The sequence below is a fragment of the uncultured Thiodictyon sp. genome (assembly GCF_903828115.1).
Taxonomy (GTDB): Bacteria; Pseudomonadota; Gammaproteobacteria; order Chromatiales; family Chromatiaceae; genus Thiodictyon.
This window is the reverse complement of the sequence record NZ_CAIKKU010000860.1, coordinates 1-15,588: the sequence shown is the minus strand read 5'-3', so window position 1 is coordinate 15,588 and position 15,588 is coordinate 1. Positions and strand designations below refer to the sequence as shown.

General features: G+C 68.6%; 15 protein-coding genes. 4 read left to right on the top strand and 11 right to left on the bottom strand.

The annotated features are described in order from the left end of the window. Positions 1 to 308: 308 nt before the first annotated feature. From QZY48_RS32265 to QZY48_RS32235, 7 genes are all read right to left on the bottom strand, one after another. Positions 309 to 662: a Na+/H+ antiporter subunit G gene (locus tag QZY48_RS32265; RefSeq protein WP_295438457.1), complete on the bottom strand. Its 354-nt coding sequence runs from the start codon at positions 660 to 662 to the stop codon at positions 309 to 311. An 11-nt stretch (positions 663 to 673) separates the two neighbouring features. Then, positions 674 to 943 carry a K+/H+ antiporter subunit F gene (locus QZY48_RS32260; RefSeq protein ID WP_295438455.1) on the bottom strand — a complete coding sequence of 90 codons (270 nt, stop codon included), beginning with the start codon at positions 941 to 943 and terminating at the stop codon, positions 674 to 676. Then, on the bottom strand, positions 937 to 1,428 hold the full coding sequence (locus QZY48_RS32255) for a Na+/H+ antiporter subunit E (protein WP_295438463.1): 492 nt from the start codon (positions 1,426 to 1,428) through the stop codon (positions 937 to 939). The genes QZY48_RS32260 and QZY48_RS32255 overlap by 7 nt, the downstream gene beginning before the upstream one ends. 4 nt (positions 1,429 to 1,432) lie before the next feature. After that, entirely contained in the window at positions 1,433 to 2,032 is a 600-nt protein-coding gene (locus QZY48_RS32250; protein ID WP_295438452.1) for a DUF3782 domain-containing protein, read from the bottom strand. Between the two features lie 62 nt (positions 2,033 to 2,094). Continuing rightward, the gene (locus QZY48_RS32245; protein WP_295438449.1) at positions 2,095 to 3,621 is read right to left on the bottom strand and encodes a monovalent cation/H+ antiporter subunit D; all 1,527 of its coding nucleotides are present in this window, start codon (positions 3,619 to 3,621) and stop codon (positions 2,095 to 2,097) included. A 169-nt stretch (positions 3,622 to 3,790) separates the two neighbouring features. Beyond that, positions 3,791 to 4,132, bottom strand: a complete 342-nt coding sequence (locus QZY48_RS32240) for a Na+/H+ antiporter subunit C (RefSeq protein ID WP_295438446.1) — start codon at positions 4,130 to 4,132, stop codon at positions 3,791 to 3,793. Next, positions 4,132 to 6,945, bottom strand: coding sequence for a monovalent cation/H+ antiporter subunit A (locus QZY48_RS32235; RefSeq protein ID WP_295438444.1), 2,814 nt, complete (start codon positions 6,943 to 6,945; stop codon positions 4,132 to 4,134). Before QZY48_RS32235 ends, QZY48_RS32240 begins: the two co-directional genes overlap by 1 nt. A 33-nt stretch (positions 6,946 to 6,978) precedes the next feature. Between QZY48_RS32235 and QZY48_RS32230 the strand changes: the two genes are divergently transcribed. From QZY48_RS32230 to QZY48_RS32220, 3 genes are all read left to right on the top strand, one after another. Then, the gene (locus QZY48_RS32230; RefSeq protein WP_295438442.1) at positions 6,979 to 7,305 is read left to right on the top strand and encodes a hypothetical protein; all 327 of its coding nucleotides are present in this window, start codon (positions 6,979 to 6,981) and stop codon (positions 7,303 to 7,305) included. Between the two features lie 3 nt (positions 7,306 to 7,308). Next, positions 7,309 to 7,431 carry a type II toxin-antitoxin system RelE/ParE family toxin gene (locus tag QZY48_RS32225; RefSeq protein WP_295438439.1) on the top strand — a complete coding sequence of 41 codons (123 nt, stop codon included), beginning with the start codon at positions 7,309 to 7,311 and terminating at the stop codon, positions 7,429 to 7,431. A 167-nt stretch (positions 7,432 to 7,598) separates the two neighbouring features. Next, complete coding sequence (locus tag QZY48_RS32220) at positions 7,599 to 8,642, top strand: formylglycine-generating enzyme family protein (protein ID WP_295438436.1); 1,044 nt, start codon at positions 7,599 to 7,601, stop codon at positions 8,640 to 8,642. A gap of 589 nt (positions 8,643 to 9,231) precedes the next feature. Here the strand turns inward: QZY48_RS32220 and QZY48_RS32215 are convergent. The 4 genes from QZY48_RS32215 to QZY48_RS32200 all read right to left on the bottom strand — a co-directional run bounded on the left by QZY48_RS32215 (position 9,232) and on the right by QZY48_RS32200 (position 14,680). Beyond that, positions 9,232 to 9,414 carry a hypothetical protein gene (locus QZY48_RS32215; protein WP_295438434.1) on the bottom strand — a complete coding sequence of 61 codons (183 nt, stop codon included), beginning with the start codon at positions 9,412 to 9,414 and terminating at the stop codon, positions 9,232 to 9,234. 355 nt (positions 9,415 to 9,769) lie between these two features. Beyond that, on the bottom strand, positions 9,770 to 11,530 hold the full coding sequence (locus QZY48_RS32210; RefSeq protein ID WP_295438409.1) for an ABC transporter transmembrane domain-containing protein: 1,761 nt from the start codon (positions 11,528 to 11,530) through the stop codon (positions 9,770 to 9,772). A gap of 118 nt (positions 11,531 to 11,648) precedes the next feature. Then, positions 11,649 to 13,067, bottom strand: coding sequence for an FtsW/RodA/SpoVE family cell cycle protein (locus QZY48_RS32205; protein WP_295438460.1), 1,419 nt, complete (start codon positions 13,065 to 13,067; stop codon positions 11,649 to 11,651). 5 nt (positions 13,068 to 13,072) lie between these two features. Beyond that, positions 13,073 to 14,680 (bottom strand): penicillin-binding protein 2, encoded by a 1,608-nt coding sequence (locus tag QZY48_RS32200; RefSeq protein WP_295438407.1) that lies wholly within the window; start codon positions 14,678 to 14,680, stop codon positions 13,073 to 13,075. A gap of 265 nt (positions 14,681 to 14,945) precedes the next feature. Between QZY48_RS32200 and QZY48_RS32195 the strand changes: the two genes are divergently transcribed. Further along, positions 14,946 to 15,521, top strand: a complete 576-nt coding sequence (locus QZY48_RS32195; RefSeq protein WP_295438405.1) for a Uma2 family endonuclease — start codon at positions 14,946 to 14,948, stop codon at positions 15,519 to 15,521. The last annotated feature ends 67 nt before the right edge of the window (positions 15,522 to 15,588 follow it).

Genomic DNA, 15,588 nt, shown 5'->3' with positions numbered 1-15,588 from the left:
GTCACGCCCTTTCAGGGCTAAAATGATTCCTCCGTACCACCCAGGGCGTTGCCCTGGGCTGGTATGTGTGACCCCGTTGGGGTCAATCCTCCCGGCCAGACACCTTGGGCCCGCGCGGGAGGGTGTATCGGCCATTACCGAAGCCCGAAGCCCCGAAGGGGCGCGATATACCAGCCCAGGGCAACGCCCTGGGTGGTCTGTTATTAGGATGCTAGCCCTGAAAGGGCGTGACATCGGTAGGCCGCAGGAGTTTCCTGAACAGGAGTAAACGAGTCCTTTACGACGAGCAGCAGCATCAGTTGCCGAGGTTATGCCGGTGGTTTCCAGCTTGAGTCGCCCCGAAGCCGGTCCGGCTCATCCGGCAGCGCCGCGAGGCTCTTCAAGCGCAGGTGCAGGGCCGCCTTCGCCAGCAGGTGCGCGCTGACCGGGGCGGTGATGAAGAGAAAGAGGGTGACCAATAGTTCGTGCAGGCTCAGTCCAGTACCGCGGGTGCTGAACCAGAGGGCGGAGGCCAGGAGCAGGCTGCCCACACCCAAGGTGGTGGCCTTGGTGGGGGCGTGCAGGCGCGTATAGAAGTCCGGGAGGCGCAAGAGCCCCAAGGCGCCGATGAAGGTGAAGAGGGCGCCGGCCAGGACCAGGATGGACACCAGGAGTTCAATCATGTCTTGCGCACCTATTCGATGATGTCGCCGCGCAGCAGGTATTTGCACAGGGCGACGGTCCCGACGAAGCCCATCAGGGCAATCAGGATAGCGGCCTCGAAATACAGTGCGCTGCCCTGCTGGATGCCGAACAGCACCAGCATCGCGATGGCCGTCACGGCGAGGGTATCGAGTGCCAGGATGCGGTCCGGGGCACTGGGGCCGATCAGCAGCCGCCACAGGGTGAGGGCGAAGGCACCGCCGACCAGGGCGAAGGCGATGGGGATGGCGATGCTCAGCATGGGTCGAATACCTGTCGCAACGGGGTCTCGTAACGGGCCTTGATGGTGGCGATCAGCGCGGCCGGGTCGTCCAGGTCCAGTGCGTGCACCAACAGGGTGCGCCGGTCCGGACTAAGCAGGGCGGAGACCGTACCCGGCGTCAAGCAGATGGTGTTGGCCAACAGGCTGATGGCCAGCTCGGAGCCGAGATCCAGGGGAATTGCGACGAATCCGGGCCTCAAGCGCGTCGGCCCGCGCAGGATCAGCCAGGCCACCACCAGGTTGGCGGTGAGGATGTCATAGAGCACCAGGGCGCCGAAGCGCAGCAGGGTCAGCGGGCGGCGGATGGGCGAGCGCTCCGGCCAGAAGCGCCGGGTGAAAAGCGGGATCGTGAGGCCCAGAAAGAGCCCCAGCAGGACCTGCCCCGGGGCCAGGCCGTTGACCAGCAGGAGCCAGATCGCGGTCAGGGTGAGGGTCAGGACGGGGTGGGGCAGAAGTAGGCGCATCACGTCAATAGACCCGCGGCTGAAACCCATCCGGGACATCCAGGGTGAAGACCTGATCCTGAATACGCGCGACATAGAAGCCCTCGCGCAGGACCCGCTCGCGCAGCGCGGGCGCCAGGTCCACCGCCGCCAGGATACCGTATAGCCGCTTGTCGCGATGCTCGGGAAAGAACTCGCGAAACCGGCGTAACAGGTCCCGCAACTGCGTGATCGCCTCCTCGCGCAGGTGGCTCTTCACCTCGACCACATAGGCGGCGTTGACGGGACCGTTGGCGTAGGCCAGGACGTCGAGTTCCAGATGTCGGCCCTCTTTGGTGACGCGCACACTCGGGCTTACGACCTCCATGCCGAACCGTTCGTGCAGCAGTCGCTCCATCGAGGGTAACGCCAGCCCCTCGGTGAAACTGCCGAATTTCTCCCCCAGACCGCCGATCTGTTTGCCCAGTTCCTTGATCTGCTTGTCGGTCTTGCGCCGCTCGCGGGCGGCCTCCTGAAACAGGCGTGCGGTCTCCTGGGACCTTCGCCCGGTTTCTTCTTGTGCCTCCTTTTGCGCCTCGACCAGTTCGTGCAACAAGGCCCATACGTCGTCGGGAGTCGTGGCCATGGGTTGGTCCCTCCGGTGATGTCGATGGCGAGAGTATAGAGCCTGCGCAACCATTGCGATGGTCAAGACCGCGGTCCCATGACCGCCTGCACATAGTCAGCCGGTTTCAGCAGTTGCCTGGCCACGGCGGTGGTGTAATCGCTGAGCGGCCCCGCCCAGACCGTCATGGCCACCCCCAGGGCCAGCAATCCGGCGACCAGTCCCAGGGCCGCCCCCGTGGGCGGCGGCGTCTGGACACCGGGGTCGAGTTCCTGTTCGGTCGCCCGGTAGAACAGCAGGCTGCCGCCGCGCGCGAGCGTCATCAGCGCCAGGAGCCCGCCCGCCAGTACCACCGCCAACAGGCACCAGGGCACCCAGGCGGCGAGCGCCGGGTCCAGGGCCGCCCGCAGGATGAGGAACTTGCCGATGAAGCCGGACAGCGGCGGCAGCCCGCTGATGGCGATGGCGCACAGAAAGAACAGCACCCCCAGCACCCAGTGGCGCCCCATCACCGGGCCGGGCGCCAGCCGGTCGGCCAGGTCCCCGCGGCCCCGGGCGATCAGGTCCGCGAGCAGGAACAGGGCCGCCGCCGCAAAGCAACTGTGGGGCAGGTACCAGAGCCCGGCGCCGATCCCGGCGGCGGTCCCCAGTCCGCCGGCGGCGAGCAGGGTGCCGACCGAGGCCAGCACCAGATAGGCGGTCTGGACGCGCAGCCGGTCGCTCCCCGCCGCCCCCAGCATCCCCAGGGCCAGGGTCAGCAGGGCGAGCGGCAGGAGCCAGTCCGCCATCAGGTCCGCCGCCGGACCGGCCCCGGTCCCGAACACCAGGGTGGAGACCCGCAGGATGGCGTAGGCCCCGACCTTGGTCATGATGGCGAAGAGCGCGGCCACCGGTGCGCTGGTGTTGGCATAGGCCGCGGGCAGCCAGAGATAGAGCGGCACCAGGGCCGCCTTCAGCGCGAAGACCCCGAACAGCAGCAGCCCCGCCGTGCGCACCAGCGGGAGGTTCTCGGGCCGGACGGCCGCCACCTTCACCGCCAGGTCCGCCAGGTTGAGGGTGCCGAGCACGCCGTAGAAGATGCCGGCCGCGATCAGGAACAGCGCCGAGCCCGCCAGATTGATGACCACATAGTGCAGCCCGGCACGGGTGCGCAGCCGCCCGCCGCCGTGCAGCAGCAGGCCATAGGAGGCGATCAGCAGGACCTCGAAGAAGACGAACAGGTTGAACAGGTCCCCGGTCAGGAAGGCCCCGCTGAGACCGAACAGTTGCAGTTGAAAAAGGACATGGAAGTGCCGCCCCTCGCGGTCGGTCCCCAGGCAGGCATAGGCGAGTGCGAAGAGTGCAAGGACCGCGGTGGTGACCAGCATCCAGGCGGCCAGCCGGTCCGCTACGAGGACGATGCCGAAGGGCGCCGGCCAGTGCCCCAGCGCATAGACCAGGATGGTTCCGTCCGCCACCGCCCGGGTCAGCACCAGCGCCAGCGCGATCTGCCCGAGCACCGAGACCAGCGCCAGGCCCCGCCGCCACCTGAGATCCATGCCGCGCAACAAGAGCAGGACAATGCCCGTCAGCAGGGGCACCAGGACCGGGGCAATCACCAGGTGAGTCATGCTAGAAAAAACATTCAGCCGCAAATGAACGCAAATGAACGCGAATAAACAGCAGCGGCCGTCGCCGGTCTGTCAATACCGGCAGATTGCCTGGCGAATGCGCCGCGCGCGTCCACCGGAAACCCACAGTCAACTGTCCGATTTTGCGTTTATTTGCGTTCATTTGCGGCTAGATAATCTTTTCGGGCTCATGGGTGCCGTCCACATGGTCATTGCCCAATTCCGCCCTGGCCTTGAGCGCCAGCATGATGACGAACGCGGTCATGGCGAAGCCGATGACGATGGCGGTGAGGACCAGGGCCTGGGGCAGGGGATCGGTATAGCCCGCCGCGCCCGGGGTGATGATCGGTGCGCGACCGATCGTGAGCCGCCCCATGGCAAACAGAAAGAGGTTGACCGCATAGGACAGCAGACTCAGGCCCAGCACCACCGGGAAGGTCCGGGCGCGCAGCAGCAGATAGATACCACAGGCGGTAAGCAGGCCGATGATCAGGCTGAGCAGGGCCTCCATCAACTGGGCCCCCGCTCGCGCGCGGGTTCGGCGCAGTGGCTCAGGTCATGGACCAGCCCCAGGTGTATCAGGATCAGGAGGGTCGCGCCCACCACCACCAGATAGACCCCCAGGTCGAAGGCCATCGCCGAGGCCAGTTCAACGTCGCCCACCAGCGGCCAATGGAAATGGCCGAAGGCGGAGGTCAGGAAGGGGTAGCCGAAGGCCAGGCTGCCCAGGCCCGTCAGGGTGGCGATCAGCAGCCCCGCGCCGATCAGCGGATGCAGGTCCCGGGGCAGTCGCGCCTGGGTCCAGGCGACCCCGTTGGCCAGGTATTGCATGATGAGCGCCACCGCCGTGACCAGTCCGGCGATGAAGCCGCCGCCGGGCAGTTGATGACCGCGCAGCAGCAGATAGACCGCCACCAGCAGGGCCAGCGGCAGCAGCAGCCGCACCAGGGAGGCCATGATCAGCGGGTGGCTGTCCGGGTCCCAGGCGCGCCCTTCGGCGTCCGCCCGGGGCGCGGTGAGCCGCAGCCCCTCAAGCATCGCGTAGATGCCCAGGGCCGCCAGGGCCAGCACCGTGATCTCGCCCAGGGTGTCGTAGCCGCGAAAATCCACCAGGATCACGTTCACCACGTTGGCCCCGCCGCCGCCCGGCAGGCTCTGCGTCAGAAACCAGTCGGCGATGGAGTCATAGGGCCGGGTCAGCACCGCCCAGGCCAGGGTCCCGACCCCGCCGCCGGCCGCCGCCGCCAGGCTGAGATCCCGGACCTGGCGCCCGCGGCGCGACTCGGCCGGGGTCGTCTGGGGCAGGAAAAAGAGCGCCAGGAGCAGCAGGACGATGGTCACCACCTCCACCGACAACTGGGTGAGTGCCAAATCCGGGGCGGAGAACTTGACGAAGATCAGCGAGACGATCAGGCCGACCGCCCCCAGCAGGATCAGTGCGGTGAGACGCTTGCGGTGCATCACGACCACGCACACCGCGCAGACCATCAGCCCCAGGGCGGCCAGCCCGCTCATCGGGTCCACCGGCAGCAAGGCACGGGGACCGGTCAGCGGCACCTGATCCGACCAGAGCCCGGCCACCCCCAGCACCAGGGCCCAGAGGACGAAGAGCGCCAGCATCCGCTGGAGCGAGCCCCGATCCAGCCCCGCCGTGACCCACCGCGCCGCGGCAAAGACCATGGCCGCCAGCCGGTCGTAGACCCGGCGCGCCTCCCAGCGGCCCTCCCAGCGCGCCGCCAGAGCGAACAGCGGCCGCCGTCCCAGATAGATGAGCCCGCCCCCGGTGAGCGCGCCCAGGCTCATCCACAGGGCCGGGGTGACCCCGTGCCAGATGGCGATGCTGTGCGCCGGCAGCGGCCCTTGCAGGACCCCGGTCGCCGCCACGGCCAGCAGCGGCTCCACCGTAAGGGCCGGCAGCATCCCCACCAGCAGGCACAGGGCCACCAGGACCTCGACCGGGACCTTCATCCAGCGCGGCGGCTCGTGCGGGGTGCGCGGCAGGTCGACCGGCGCCCCGTTGAAGAACACGTCGTGGATGAAGCGGATCGAATAGGCGACCGCGAAGGCGCCCGCCACCGTGACCGCCAGCGGCACCAGCCAGCCGAAGCGATAGCGCGCGACCAGTTCCACCGTCTCGGCGAAAAACAGCTCCTTGGACAGGAAGCCGTTGAAGAGCGGCACCCCCGCCATGGCCGCCGCCGCCACCATGGCGAGCGTGGCCGTATAGGGCATGGCGCCGAAGAGCCCGTTGATGCGGCGCATATCGCGGGTGCCGGTCTCGTGGTCGATGATGCCCGCGGCCATGAAGAGCGAGGCCTTGAAGGTGGCGTGATTGATGATATGGAAGACCCCCGCCAGGGCCGCCAAGGGGGTGCCGATGCCGAACAGCAGCGTGATCAGCCCCAGGTGGCTGATGGTCGAATAGGCCAGCAGGCCCTTGAGATCGTGCTTGAAGAGCGCAAAGACGGCGCCGATCAGGAGCGTCGTGAGCCCGGTCAGGCCCACCAGCCAGGACCACTCCGGGGTCCCGGACAGGGCCGGAAAGAGCCGCGCCAAGAGAAAGACCCCGGCCTTCACCATGGTCGCCGAGTGCAGATAGGCCGACACCGGGGTGGGCGCCGCCATGGCATTGGGCAGCCAGAAATGGAAGGGGAACTGCGCCGACTTGGTGAAGGCCCCGAGCAGGATCAGGATCAGTGTCGGCAGATAGAGCGGGTGGGCGCGGATCTCATCCCCGGCGGCCAGGACCACACTCAGGTCATAACTGCCGGTGATCTCACCGAGCAGCAGGATACCCCCGAGCAGCGCCAGCCCCCCCATGCCGGTCACGGTCAGGGCCATCCGTGCCCCCAGGCGCGCCTCCTCGCGCTGCTGCCAATAGCTGATCAGGAGAAAGGACGCGAGGCTGGTGAGTTCCCAGAAGATCAGCAGTTGGATCAGATTCTGCGACAGCACCACCCCCAGCATCGAGCCCATGAAGAGCATCATGCAGGTGTAGAAGCGCCCCAGCGGGTCGCGCTCGGAGAAATACCAGCGGGCGTAGAGGACCACCAGGAGCCCGATCCCCAGGATCATCAACGCGAACAGCAGGCCCAGGCCGTCCAGCCGGAAGCTGAGATCCAACCCCTGATTCGGCATCCAGGCGTGCCGCTCGATCGCCGTCGCCCCGCCGAAGGTCGCCTCGACCAGCGGCGCCAGCCAGCCGCCGGCCGCCAGCGTCACCGCGCCCGCCGCCCAGGCGGAGGCCCGGGTCCCCAGGCGCGGGGCCCAGGCGACCAGGGCGGCGCCCAGGAAGGGCGTGATGACGCACAGCAGCAGATTCATGGGCGACCAGGGTTCGGGACTTAAGCCCGCATTGTGCGCGATGATCCCGGCGCGGTCACTAGCCGCCGCCCCTCCGGTCGCGCAGCGACGCTGTGGGAGCGGCTTCAGCCGCGACGAGGCCGCGCCAGCCGCCCAGGCCTCGTCGCGGCTGACGGCTATGAAGCAAAATCCGGCAATTGCTCTCACAAAGACACAAAGATACAAAAAAAAAAAAAAATTGCTCTCACAAAGACACAGAGACACAAAGAACAACAGATCATTGAAGCCGTTGGGCCGATCAGCGCCCAGGTGATCTACTCGACCGACATAAGGCACGCGGCCGTCGGCGGCTTGCCGCACAAGACGGGCAGGGATGATTGAGCGATGGCGCTTGTACTGAAACGGCCGGCGGCCGAAAGCGACCTCGACGACATCTGGTGGTATATTGCGCAGGACAGTCCGCAGAATGCCGACCGGTTTCTCGATCGTATCGAGCGACTCTTCTAGTCTCGACCTCCGGTTCGGGCGAGTGGAGTCCGCGGCCTGCCCCATCCAAGGCGCAAGCCCGGGACCGCTTCCGGCGCCGCCGGTCTTCGGTTAATCTGTACCGAAGCAACACTGGGAATCAGGGATATGCCGCCCGCCGCCCCGCCGCCGCCCTGCGCGTCGGCCCCGTGCTCAAGCGCTACCGGGCCGCCGCGCCCTCGGACTCCCCCCTGGTCGCGGACTATCTGCGCGCCTGCGGCCGGCGGGTCTGGCGCGGCCGGGCGCTCGGGACCCTTGGGCTGGTGCTGCTCGGCGGGATCGTCCTGCTGTGGAACCGCATCGACCGGCAGACCGGCTATCCACCCTCCCTGATCGCCAAGGGCCTGCCCGTCCAGCTCGGATTGGGGCGCCTGCCCGGCCCCCTGCGCCTGCTGCACGAGCCGGACCTGGTCGCCATCCCCGGCGGCCGTTTCCAGATGGGCGCCGGCGTCGGCGACGGCTTCGACTACGAGCGGCCGGTCCACGAGCGCACCATAGCCCCCTTCGAGCTCGGCCGCACCGAGGTCACCTTCGACGACTACGACCTGTTCGCCGCGGCCACCGGACGCCCCCGACCGGCCGACCAGGGGTGGGGCCGCGGCCGGCTTCCGGTCACCAACGTCTCCTGGGAGGAAGCGAGCGCCTATGCCGCCTGGCTCACGGCGATGACCGGCCGCCCGTGGCGGCTGCCGAGCGAGGCCGAGTGGGAGTACGCCGCGCGTGCCGGGACCACGACTGCCCGCTGGTATGAGGAGACCGAAGGGGCGGATGCCGTACCGTGCCGGTTTTTGAACGGGCAGGATCAGAGCCTCGATCACTCCAGCTATTTGGCCGAGGGCACCAAGAAGGCGTTGGCGAGTCAGGACGGGTGGAAGCCCTTCGACTGCGACGACCATTTCGTCAATACCGCCCCGGTCGGTAGCCTCTTGCCCAATCCCTGGGGTCTGCAAGACATGCTGGGCAATGTTTGGGAATGGGTGGCCGACTGCCAGTACGGGTACGCGGATGCTCCCGCGGATGGCACCGCAGTGACGGAGGAGAGTACAGTATCTCGCAAGAACTGTGCTACACGGGTGTTGCGCGGCGGGTCCTGGATCTACCCAGGCCGCTACCTGCGCGCCGCGGTCCGTAGCAGGACCGCGCCGGACGACCGGGACGACTATTTCGGCCTGCGTCTCGCCAGATCACTGTGACTTTTTTCTCTTGACTTTTTCCCTTTTCTTCTTTCTCTTTTTTCGTTCCCATTCTCTGAGACAGTGCAGAAATTCGCGGCGCGCCTTCGGCGCCCGTCCGGCTGAAGCCTCGACCTCCAGTTCGGGCGCAATCGCCCAGCACTTGGAGGCTTACCGCGAAAATCCGGCCGGGACCCGGTGGGAGCGGCTTCAGCCGCGACACGACCGCGCAAGTTGCCGTGGCCTCATCACGGCTGAAGCCGCTCCCACGGGGGTTGCAGCCAAGCAGCGGCTCGCGGCGCGCGAGCATGGCGTTGCTGAAGATCCTCGCACTCGGCAACCGCCACATCGAAGCGGGCCGGGTCGAGCCTGCACGCGCTGTCTTTGCCAGGCTGCGCGGGGCCGACTGATGTCGCGCGAGGTCTTTGTGACGGATCGTCTACCGCGTGTTGGGTGACGAGGTCTATGTCTATCTGGTAGCCGACGGCCGGAGGGAGATGCAGGCGCTGCTTACCCGACGCTTGTTGTGACTGGGATCAATGCTGGAGTCCAAGGCTTCAGCCTTGAAGGCGCAAGCCGTGGACTCCAGTAGACGCCCGAGCGACGCCCCTCAACCGGCCATGGTAAGGAACCAGGCCCGATGGTCCATGCGGGCGGTCTGCTTGGCACGGCTGTGCGCGATCCGGCCCAGGTCGAGGGCGTGCAGGCAGGGGCCTACCGGGTGCTTGAGTGAGCGAAAACCGCGCAGATCCGCGCTGGTGCGGATACCGGCTGAGGTCTGTACCTTGATCATGTCGTGATACCTCTTAAGGATGAAGAACGGCCTTGGATACGGCCGGGACCGGGGAGGGCATACCACACCCCACGGCATCCGACCACACCCAATAGCATACGCCATCGGCGCGGGAATGCTGTGATCCGATGCCGGGCAGGGGTGCGATCAGAACTGATGTGGCGACCGAGATCCCGGGCACGCCGCCCGGGTCGTTGTCGGTGTCGTGTTCGGATTGTGCGATTTCGACAACCACAACGACGCCCGGTTCGTGAGAAGGTCCGGTCGCTGTAGGGTATACGCATCGCGTGACCGGCCCCAGAGACTGCCGTGGCTCGGTGGGTAAGCGTCGCTGCGCGACCTTTACGGCAGCGGCTCAGTCCCCAGCGACCGCCTGGTCGCGAAATTGCAGTGAGGCGAGCCGCGCATAGAGCCCGCCCTGGCCCATCAGGTCCTCGTGGGTGCCGCTCGCGACCAGGCGCCCCTGTTCCAACACCAGGATGCGGTCGACCTTGCGCACCGTGGCCAGGCGGTGGGCGATGACGATACTGGTACGGCCCTTCATCAATTCCTCCAGGGCGAGTTGCACCAGCCGCTCGCTCTCCGCATCCAGGGCGCTGGTCGCCTCGTCCAGCAGCAGCAGGGGTGGGTCGCGCAGAATGGCGCGGGCGATGGCGATGCGCTGGCGCTGGCCGCCCGACAGGCGTACCCCGCGCTCGCCCAGGAAGGTATCGAACCCCTGCGGCAGGCGGTCCAGGAACTCGGTGGCGTGGGCGGCCTGCGCGGCGTCGCGCACCTGGGCATCGGTCACCCCGGTCAGGCCATAGCGGATGTTCTCCCAGGCGTCGGCGCCGAAGATCACCGGGTCTTGCGGGACCACGGCAATGTTCCCGCGCAGTTGCCGGGGGTCCAGGTCGCGCAGATCGATGCCGTCGAAGCGGATGGCGCCCCGTTGCGGATCATAGAAGCGCAGCAGCAGTTGGAACAGGGTGGTCTTGCCGGCACCGGAGGGGCCGACCAGTGCGACCTTCTCGCCCGGTTCAATCACCAGCGCCAGGTCACTGAGGACCGGGAGGTCGGGGTGGGCGGGGTAGGCAAAGCCCAGGTCCTGGAACTGGATCTGACCGCGCACCGGCTCGGGCAGGGGCAGTGGGTGCGCGGGCGGGCTGATCAGGGTCGGTGTGGCGAGCAGTTCCATCAGCCGCTCGCTGGCCCCGGCCCCGCGCAGCAGTTCGCCGACGATCTCGCTTAAGCTGCCGACGGAACTGGCGACCAGCACCGCGTAGAACAGAAAGGCGGACAGCTCTCCGCCGGTCAGACGCCCCGCCAGCACCTCGCGGCCCCCGACCCACAGGACCACGCCGATGGCGCCGAAGGTCAGGGCCGTGGCGATGGCACTCAGGGTCGCGCTCAGCCGGGCGCGGCGCAGCGCGGTCTCGAAGGCGGCCTCCACCCGCTCCCCGTAGCGCGCCCGGTCGATCGCCTCGTGGCAGAACGACTGGACGGTGCGGATGGCGTGCAGCACCTCGTCCACATAGGCCCCGACATCGGCGATGCGGTCCTGGCTCGCGCGCGCCAGGCGCCGCAGGCGGTAGCCGATCAGCCACAGCGGCAGGACCACGACCGGCACGCCCAGCAGCACCAGGCCGGTCAGGTGGGGGCTGGTCAGGGCCAACATGACGAGGCCCCCGAGCACCAGGAGCGAGGTGCGCAGGGCCATCGCCAGGGTGGAGCCCACCACCGTCTGGAGCAGCGTCGTGTCCGAGGTCAGGCGCGAGATGATCTCACCGGTGCGGGTGGTCTCGAAGAAGCCCACGTCCAGGCTTAAGACCCGGCTGAAGACCGCCGTACGCACGTCGGCGATGACCCGCTCGCCGATCCAGGCGAGCAGATAGGAGCGCATCAGGATGGCCCCGGCCATCGCCAGGACCACCACCAGGAACAGCAGGAGCGAGCGGTTGAGCGCGGCCTCCGACCCGGTCTTGAGCCCGGAGTCGACCACCTCCCGGATCACCTGGCCGAAGGCGAGCACCGCCCCCGCCGCGACCATCAGGGCCAGGGCGGCGAGCAGCACACGCCCCAGGTAGGGCCGCACGAACCCGAGCAGCCGCAGCAGCGGGCCCAGGTTGCGGGTCATCGGGCGTTGGGAGGGTGGGGGCGGGGTAGGGTGCATTAAGTTCTCAGCATGGAGGACGCATCGTTGTCGTTGTCGTTGTCGTTGTCGTAATCGAGGTTATCGTTCGTGACTCGTTACTTTAGGTATCCGACGGCGCCGCAGCCTCCCGCGGCACCGTCTTGCGCCGCACCTTGCGGGGCTTGAGATCCGCCGACGGCCCGCCCGTGGTGCGCCCCCGGGGCGCCCGCGGCGGCTTGGCAGAGCGCCCCGGCACGCCGTCCGAGATCGCGAGCAAGAGCCCGCTGGCGGCGAAGGCGGTGAGCAGGCTGGCGCCGCCATGGCTGATGAAGGGCAGGGTGGTGCCGGTCAGGGGGATCGACTTGGTGACGCCGCCGATATTGAGCAGCGTCTGGACCGCCAGCACCGTGGTGAGCCCGGCCGCGAGCAGGCGGCCGAAGGCGCAGCGCCCCGGGCCGGCGAGGGCGATCCCGCGGCTCAACAGGATCAGGAAAAACAGGACCAGCACCACGCAGCCCAGAAACCCCAGTTCCTCCCCGATCACCGAATAGATGAAGTCGGCGGCGGCAATCGGCGTGTATTCGGGGCTGCCGATGCCGAAGCCCTCGCCCCAGAGCCCCCCGGCGTACATGCCGGAGAGGCCCTGGAGGATCTGCCAGCCCTCGCCGGTCGGGTCCTGGAAGGGGTCCAGCCAGGCGTCGAGGCGGCGCTGTCCGTGCGCGAAGACGGTCAGCAGCAGGGCCCCCAGCCCGGCCCCGGCCAGGAGTCCATAGACCAGATAGCCGATCCGCCCGGTGCCGCTCGCCAGCACCACCAGGCCGGCCAGGCCCAGGATCATCATCATCCCCAGGTCCCGTTGCAGCGCCAGGAGCCCGATCAGCACCGCAAAGAAGGCGAGCAGCGGCCAGAGCGCGCGCCAGGGCGGCAACGGCAGGCGCGGGTGCCAGCGGGCCAGGGCCTGTCCCTGACGTTCCAGGTAGGCGGCCAGGGCCAGGGGGATCGTGACCTTCAGCACCTCGGTCGGCGTCGTGAAGCCCAGGGCGTAGACGGCGCCGCGGAAGCGCTGTCCGGTCACGAGCAGCACGGCGACCAGGACGAGCGAGACCCCGGCCCAGACCCACAGACCCCGGGCCAGCACCCGGTAACGCCCGTCGGCAAAGGCCAGGGCGCAGACCGTCATGACGAGGAATCCGGCCGGCACCAGCCCCAAGGTCAGGGCCCCGGGGTCACTCTGAAAGTCCCCCATCCGATACTGGGCCAGCAGCCCGAAGCCGGAGAGAAAGGCGACGGTCGCCGTCAGGACCTGGTCGCCGCGCAAACCCGCGGCGACCAGGGACAGATGCACCCCGGCCAGCGCGAGCGCGTAGAGCGCCAGCGGCAGCAGGTCCAGGGCACCGAGTTGCCGCCCCGACGCCGCGTCCGCGCCCAGGATCAGCACGAACCCCAGGGCTATGCAGCCCAGACAGCCCAGCAGCAGTTCACGCTCGGCCCGGCGCCGGAACCAGGCCGCGGCGAAGCCGGTATCGGCGTCGGCGGACACGGCGCTCAAGGTCCCGCCCCCAGTTCCAGGGCCTTCACCAGCAGGTCGCGGGCGATGGGCGCCGCCACGCTCGACCCGAAGCCGCCGTGCTCCACCAGCACCGCCACCGCCAGCCGCGGGTCCGCGGCCGGCGCAAAACCGATGAACCAGCTATGGGCCGCCCCGCGCGGGTTCTCCGCGGTGCCCGTCTTCCCGGCGATGGCCAGTCCCGCATCATCGATGCCGCGGCCGGTCCCCTGCGTGACCACCTTGCGCATCATCCCCGCCAGACGGGCGGCGGTCGGCGCCGTCATGTATTGGCCCAGGGGTGCGGCGGGTTCCTGCACGAGCAGGCGCGGGCGCATGGCGAGCCCCCGGTTGGCCACCGCCGCGGCGATGGTCGCCAGATGCATGGGGGAGGCCAGCACCCGCCCCTGGCCGATGGACGCCTGGGCCAGCCCGTACAGGTCCGAGGCGGCCAGCCGCGGCAGGCGCCCGGTACTCAGGCTCCCGTACCGGTCGGTCCCCGGATAGAGCCGCACCTGGCGGTCGAAGGCGAAGCGCTCCCCGGCACGGGCAAAGGCGTCGCGGCCATAACGCACCCCCAGTTGGGCGAAGAACACATTGGACGACTCGGCAAAGGCGGTCGTCAGGTCCAGATTGCCGAAGCCCGCCCAGGCGCGCCCGGCCTTCTGGGCGCTGTAATAGTCGTGGTCGCGGATCGGCGGGTAGCGCCGCGAGGTGGTAAAGCCGCCCGCCGGGCAGTGCAGGGTGCCGCTGAAGCCGGCCTCGATCGCCTGCGCGGCCATCACCACCTTGAACACCGAGCCCGGTGGATAGAGCCCCTGGGTCGCCCGGTTCAGGAGCGGCGTGCCCGGCGCCGGCCCGCGGAACAGCTCCGGCCCCAGGCGGTTGGGGTCGAAGGCCGGGCTGGTCGCCGACACCAGCACCGCGCCGTCCTGGGGCCGCAGCAGCACCACGGCCCCCCGGCGCTCGCCCAGCCGCTGCAAGGCCAGCAGTTGCAGGTCGCTGTCGAGCGTCAGCGTCAGGTCCTGGCCGCGCGGCTGCTTGGTCTTGGTCAGCAGTTGCCGGCCCAGTTCACCCCAGGACGCCAGGGTCTGCGGTGTGGCCCCGTTGAGCTGGGCGTTGGCCGCCGCCTCGGCGCCGATGGCCCCGAATTGCGGATCGCTGTAGCCCACCGTATGGGCGAAGGCCGGACCGAAGGGGTAGACCCGCCGGACCCGGCCCTCGAGCTCCCGGCTCTGCGCCAGCACCCGGCCGCGCCGGTCCAGGATGCGCCCGCGCAGGATGCGATGGGCCGGGTTGAACTCGCGGCGGTCGTGCGACTGCATGAAGGCGACGAACCGCGGCCGAAAGAGCCCGGTCAAATGCCAACTCGCCTGGTAGCCCAGCACCGCCAGGAAGGCCGCCGTCAGGACCAGCAGCGGCCACGGGAACCAGCCGCCCGCGCCCGCCGCCGGCCGCGGCTCGGTGAGGCGCAGCCAGGCCCAGGCGCGCCACAGGACCACACAGGCGGCGATGAAAAAGGCCAGGTGCAGCACCAGGCGCAGCGCCGGCCAGGCGGCGGAACCGACCAGGGAACCGAAGAGGTGCAGCGGATCGACAGCGGTCACCCTGGGGGCGGTCCTGGTTGGGAAGGAGACGAGCATTATCCAGGAAAAGGCGGCGGGGCGTCCCGTTCCGAGAGGTCGGCGGTCCGCACCGCGGACCCTACAGCCCCCGCGCCTGTAGGGTCCGCTGTGCGGACCAGCGACCTACCGTCCAGCAGGTGGCCGGAGTTATGATCGAGGTCGCCGCTTGCCGTCCAGGGCGCGCCCGGTGCTCCCCCCGGATGTCCTGCACGTCCGTCAATTGGCAGCCAGACCCTGAGACCAGCCGATGCACGCACCCGCACGTACCTGCCCCAGCCTCTATGAACAGCTCGAAGCCTTACCCCAAGGGGTGACGGGGGAGATCCTTGACGGCCAACTCTACGTCCATCCACGCCCGAGCGGGCCCCATGGGTTTACCTCCTCGGCGCTCGGCTACGACTTGATCGGACCCTTCCAACGGGGGCGCGACGGCCCCGGCGGCTGGTGGATCATCGACGAACCGGAACTGCACTTTATCCGCAACGCCGAGGTCGATGTCCCCGACCTGGCCGGCTGGCGACGCGAACGGATGCCGCTCATTCCGCAGGAACACCGCTATACCGTGGTCCCCGATTGGGTCTGTGAGGTCCTGTCGAAGTCGAGCGCGGACACCGACCGGAATGTGAAGATGCCGATCTATGCGCGCTTCGGCGTGGCCTATGCCTGGTTGATCGATCCGCAAGCGCACACCCTGGAGGCCTATGTCTTGGAAGCCGGCGCCTGGCGCGAACTCGGGCGCTTCGCCGGCGCCGCGCCGGTATGCGTTGCGCCATTCGATGCCGTGACCATCCAACTGGACGATCTGTGGGCGCCGACGGCATAGCGACTGGGAGCGCCGCACCCCAGTGCGGCCAGCCTCTGCTCAAAGCGCACCGCCGGGGTCATCTGCG

Coding starts and splice junctions, on each gene's coding strand:
- QZY48_RS32240 (WP_295438446.1), bottom strand. CDS start 4,132: ATGGAGGCCCTGCTCAGCCTGATCATCGGCCTGCTTACCGCCTGTGGT.
- QZY48_RS32260 (WP_295438455.1), bottom strand. CDS start 943: ATGCTGAGCATCGCCATCCCCATCGCCTTCGCCCTGGTCGGCGGTGCC.
- QZY48_RS32265 (WP_295438457.1), bottom strand. CDS start 662: ATGATTGAACTCCTGGTGTCCATCCTGGTCCTGGCCGGCGCCCTCTTC.
- QZY48_RS32225 (WP_295438439.1), top strand. CDS start 7,309: ATGGCGCTTGTACTGAAACGGCCGGCGGCCGAAAGCGACCTCGACGAC.
- QZY48_RS32210 (WP_295438409.1), bottom strand. CDS start 11,530: ATGACCCGCAACCTGGGCCCGCTGCTGCGGCTGCTCGGGTTCGTGCGG.
- QZY48_RS32255 (WP_295438463.1), bottom strand. CDS start 1,428: ATGCGCCTACTTCTGCCCCACCCCGTCCTGACCCTCACCCTGACCGCG.
- QZY48_RS32250 (WP_295438452.1), bottom strand. CDS start 2,032: ATGGCCACGACTCCCGACGACGTATGGGCCTTGTTGCACGAACTGGTC.
- QZY48_RS32195 (WP_295438405.1), top strand. CDS start 14,946: ATGCACGCACCCGCACGTACCTGCCCCAGCCTCTATGAACAGCTCGAA.
- QZY48_RS32215 (WP_295438434.1), bottom strand. CDS start 9,414: ATGATCAAGGTACAGACCTCAGCCGGTATCCGCACCAGCGCGGATCTG.
- QZY48_RS32235 (WP_295438444.1), bottom strand. CDS start 6,945: ATGAATCTGCTGCTGTGCGTCATCACGCCCTTCCTGGGCGCCGCCCTG.
- QZY48_RS32245 (WP_295438449.1), bottom strand. CDS start 3,621: ATGACTCACCTGGTGATTGCCCCGGTCCTGGTGCCCCTGCTGACGGGC.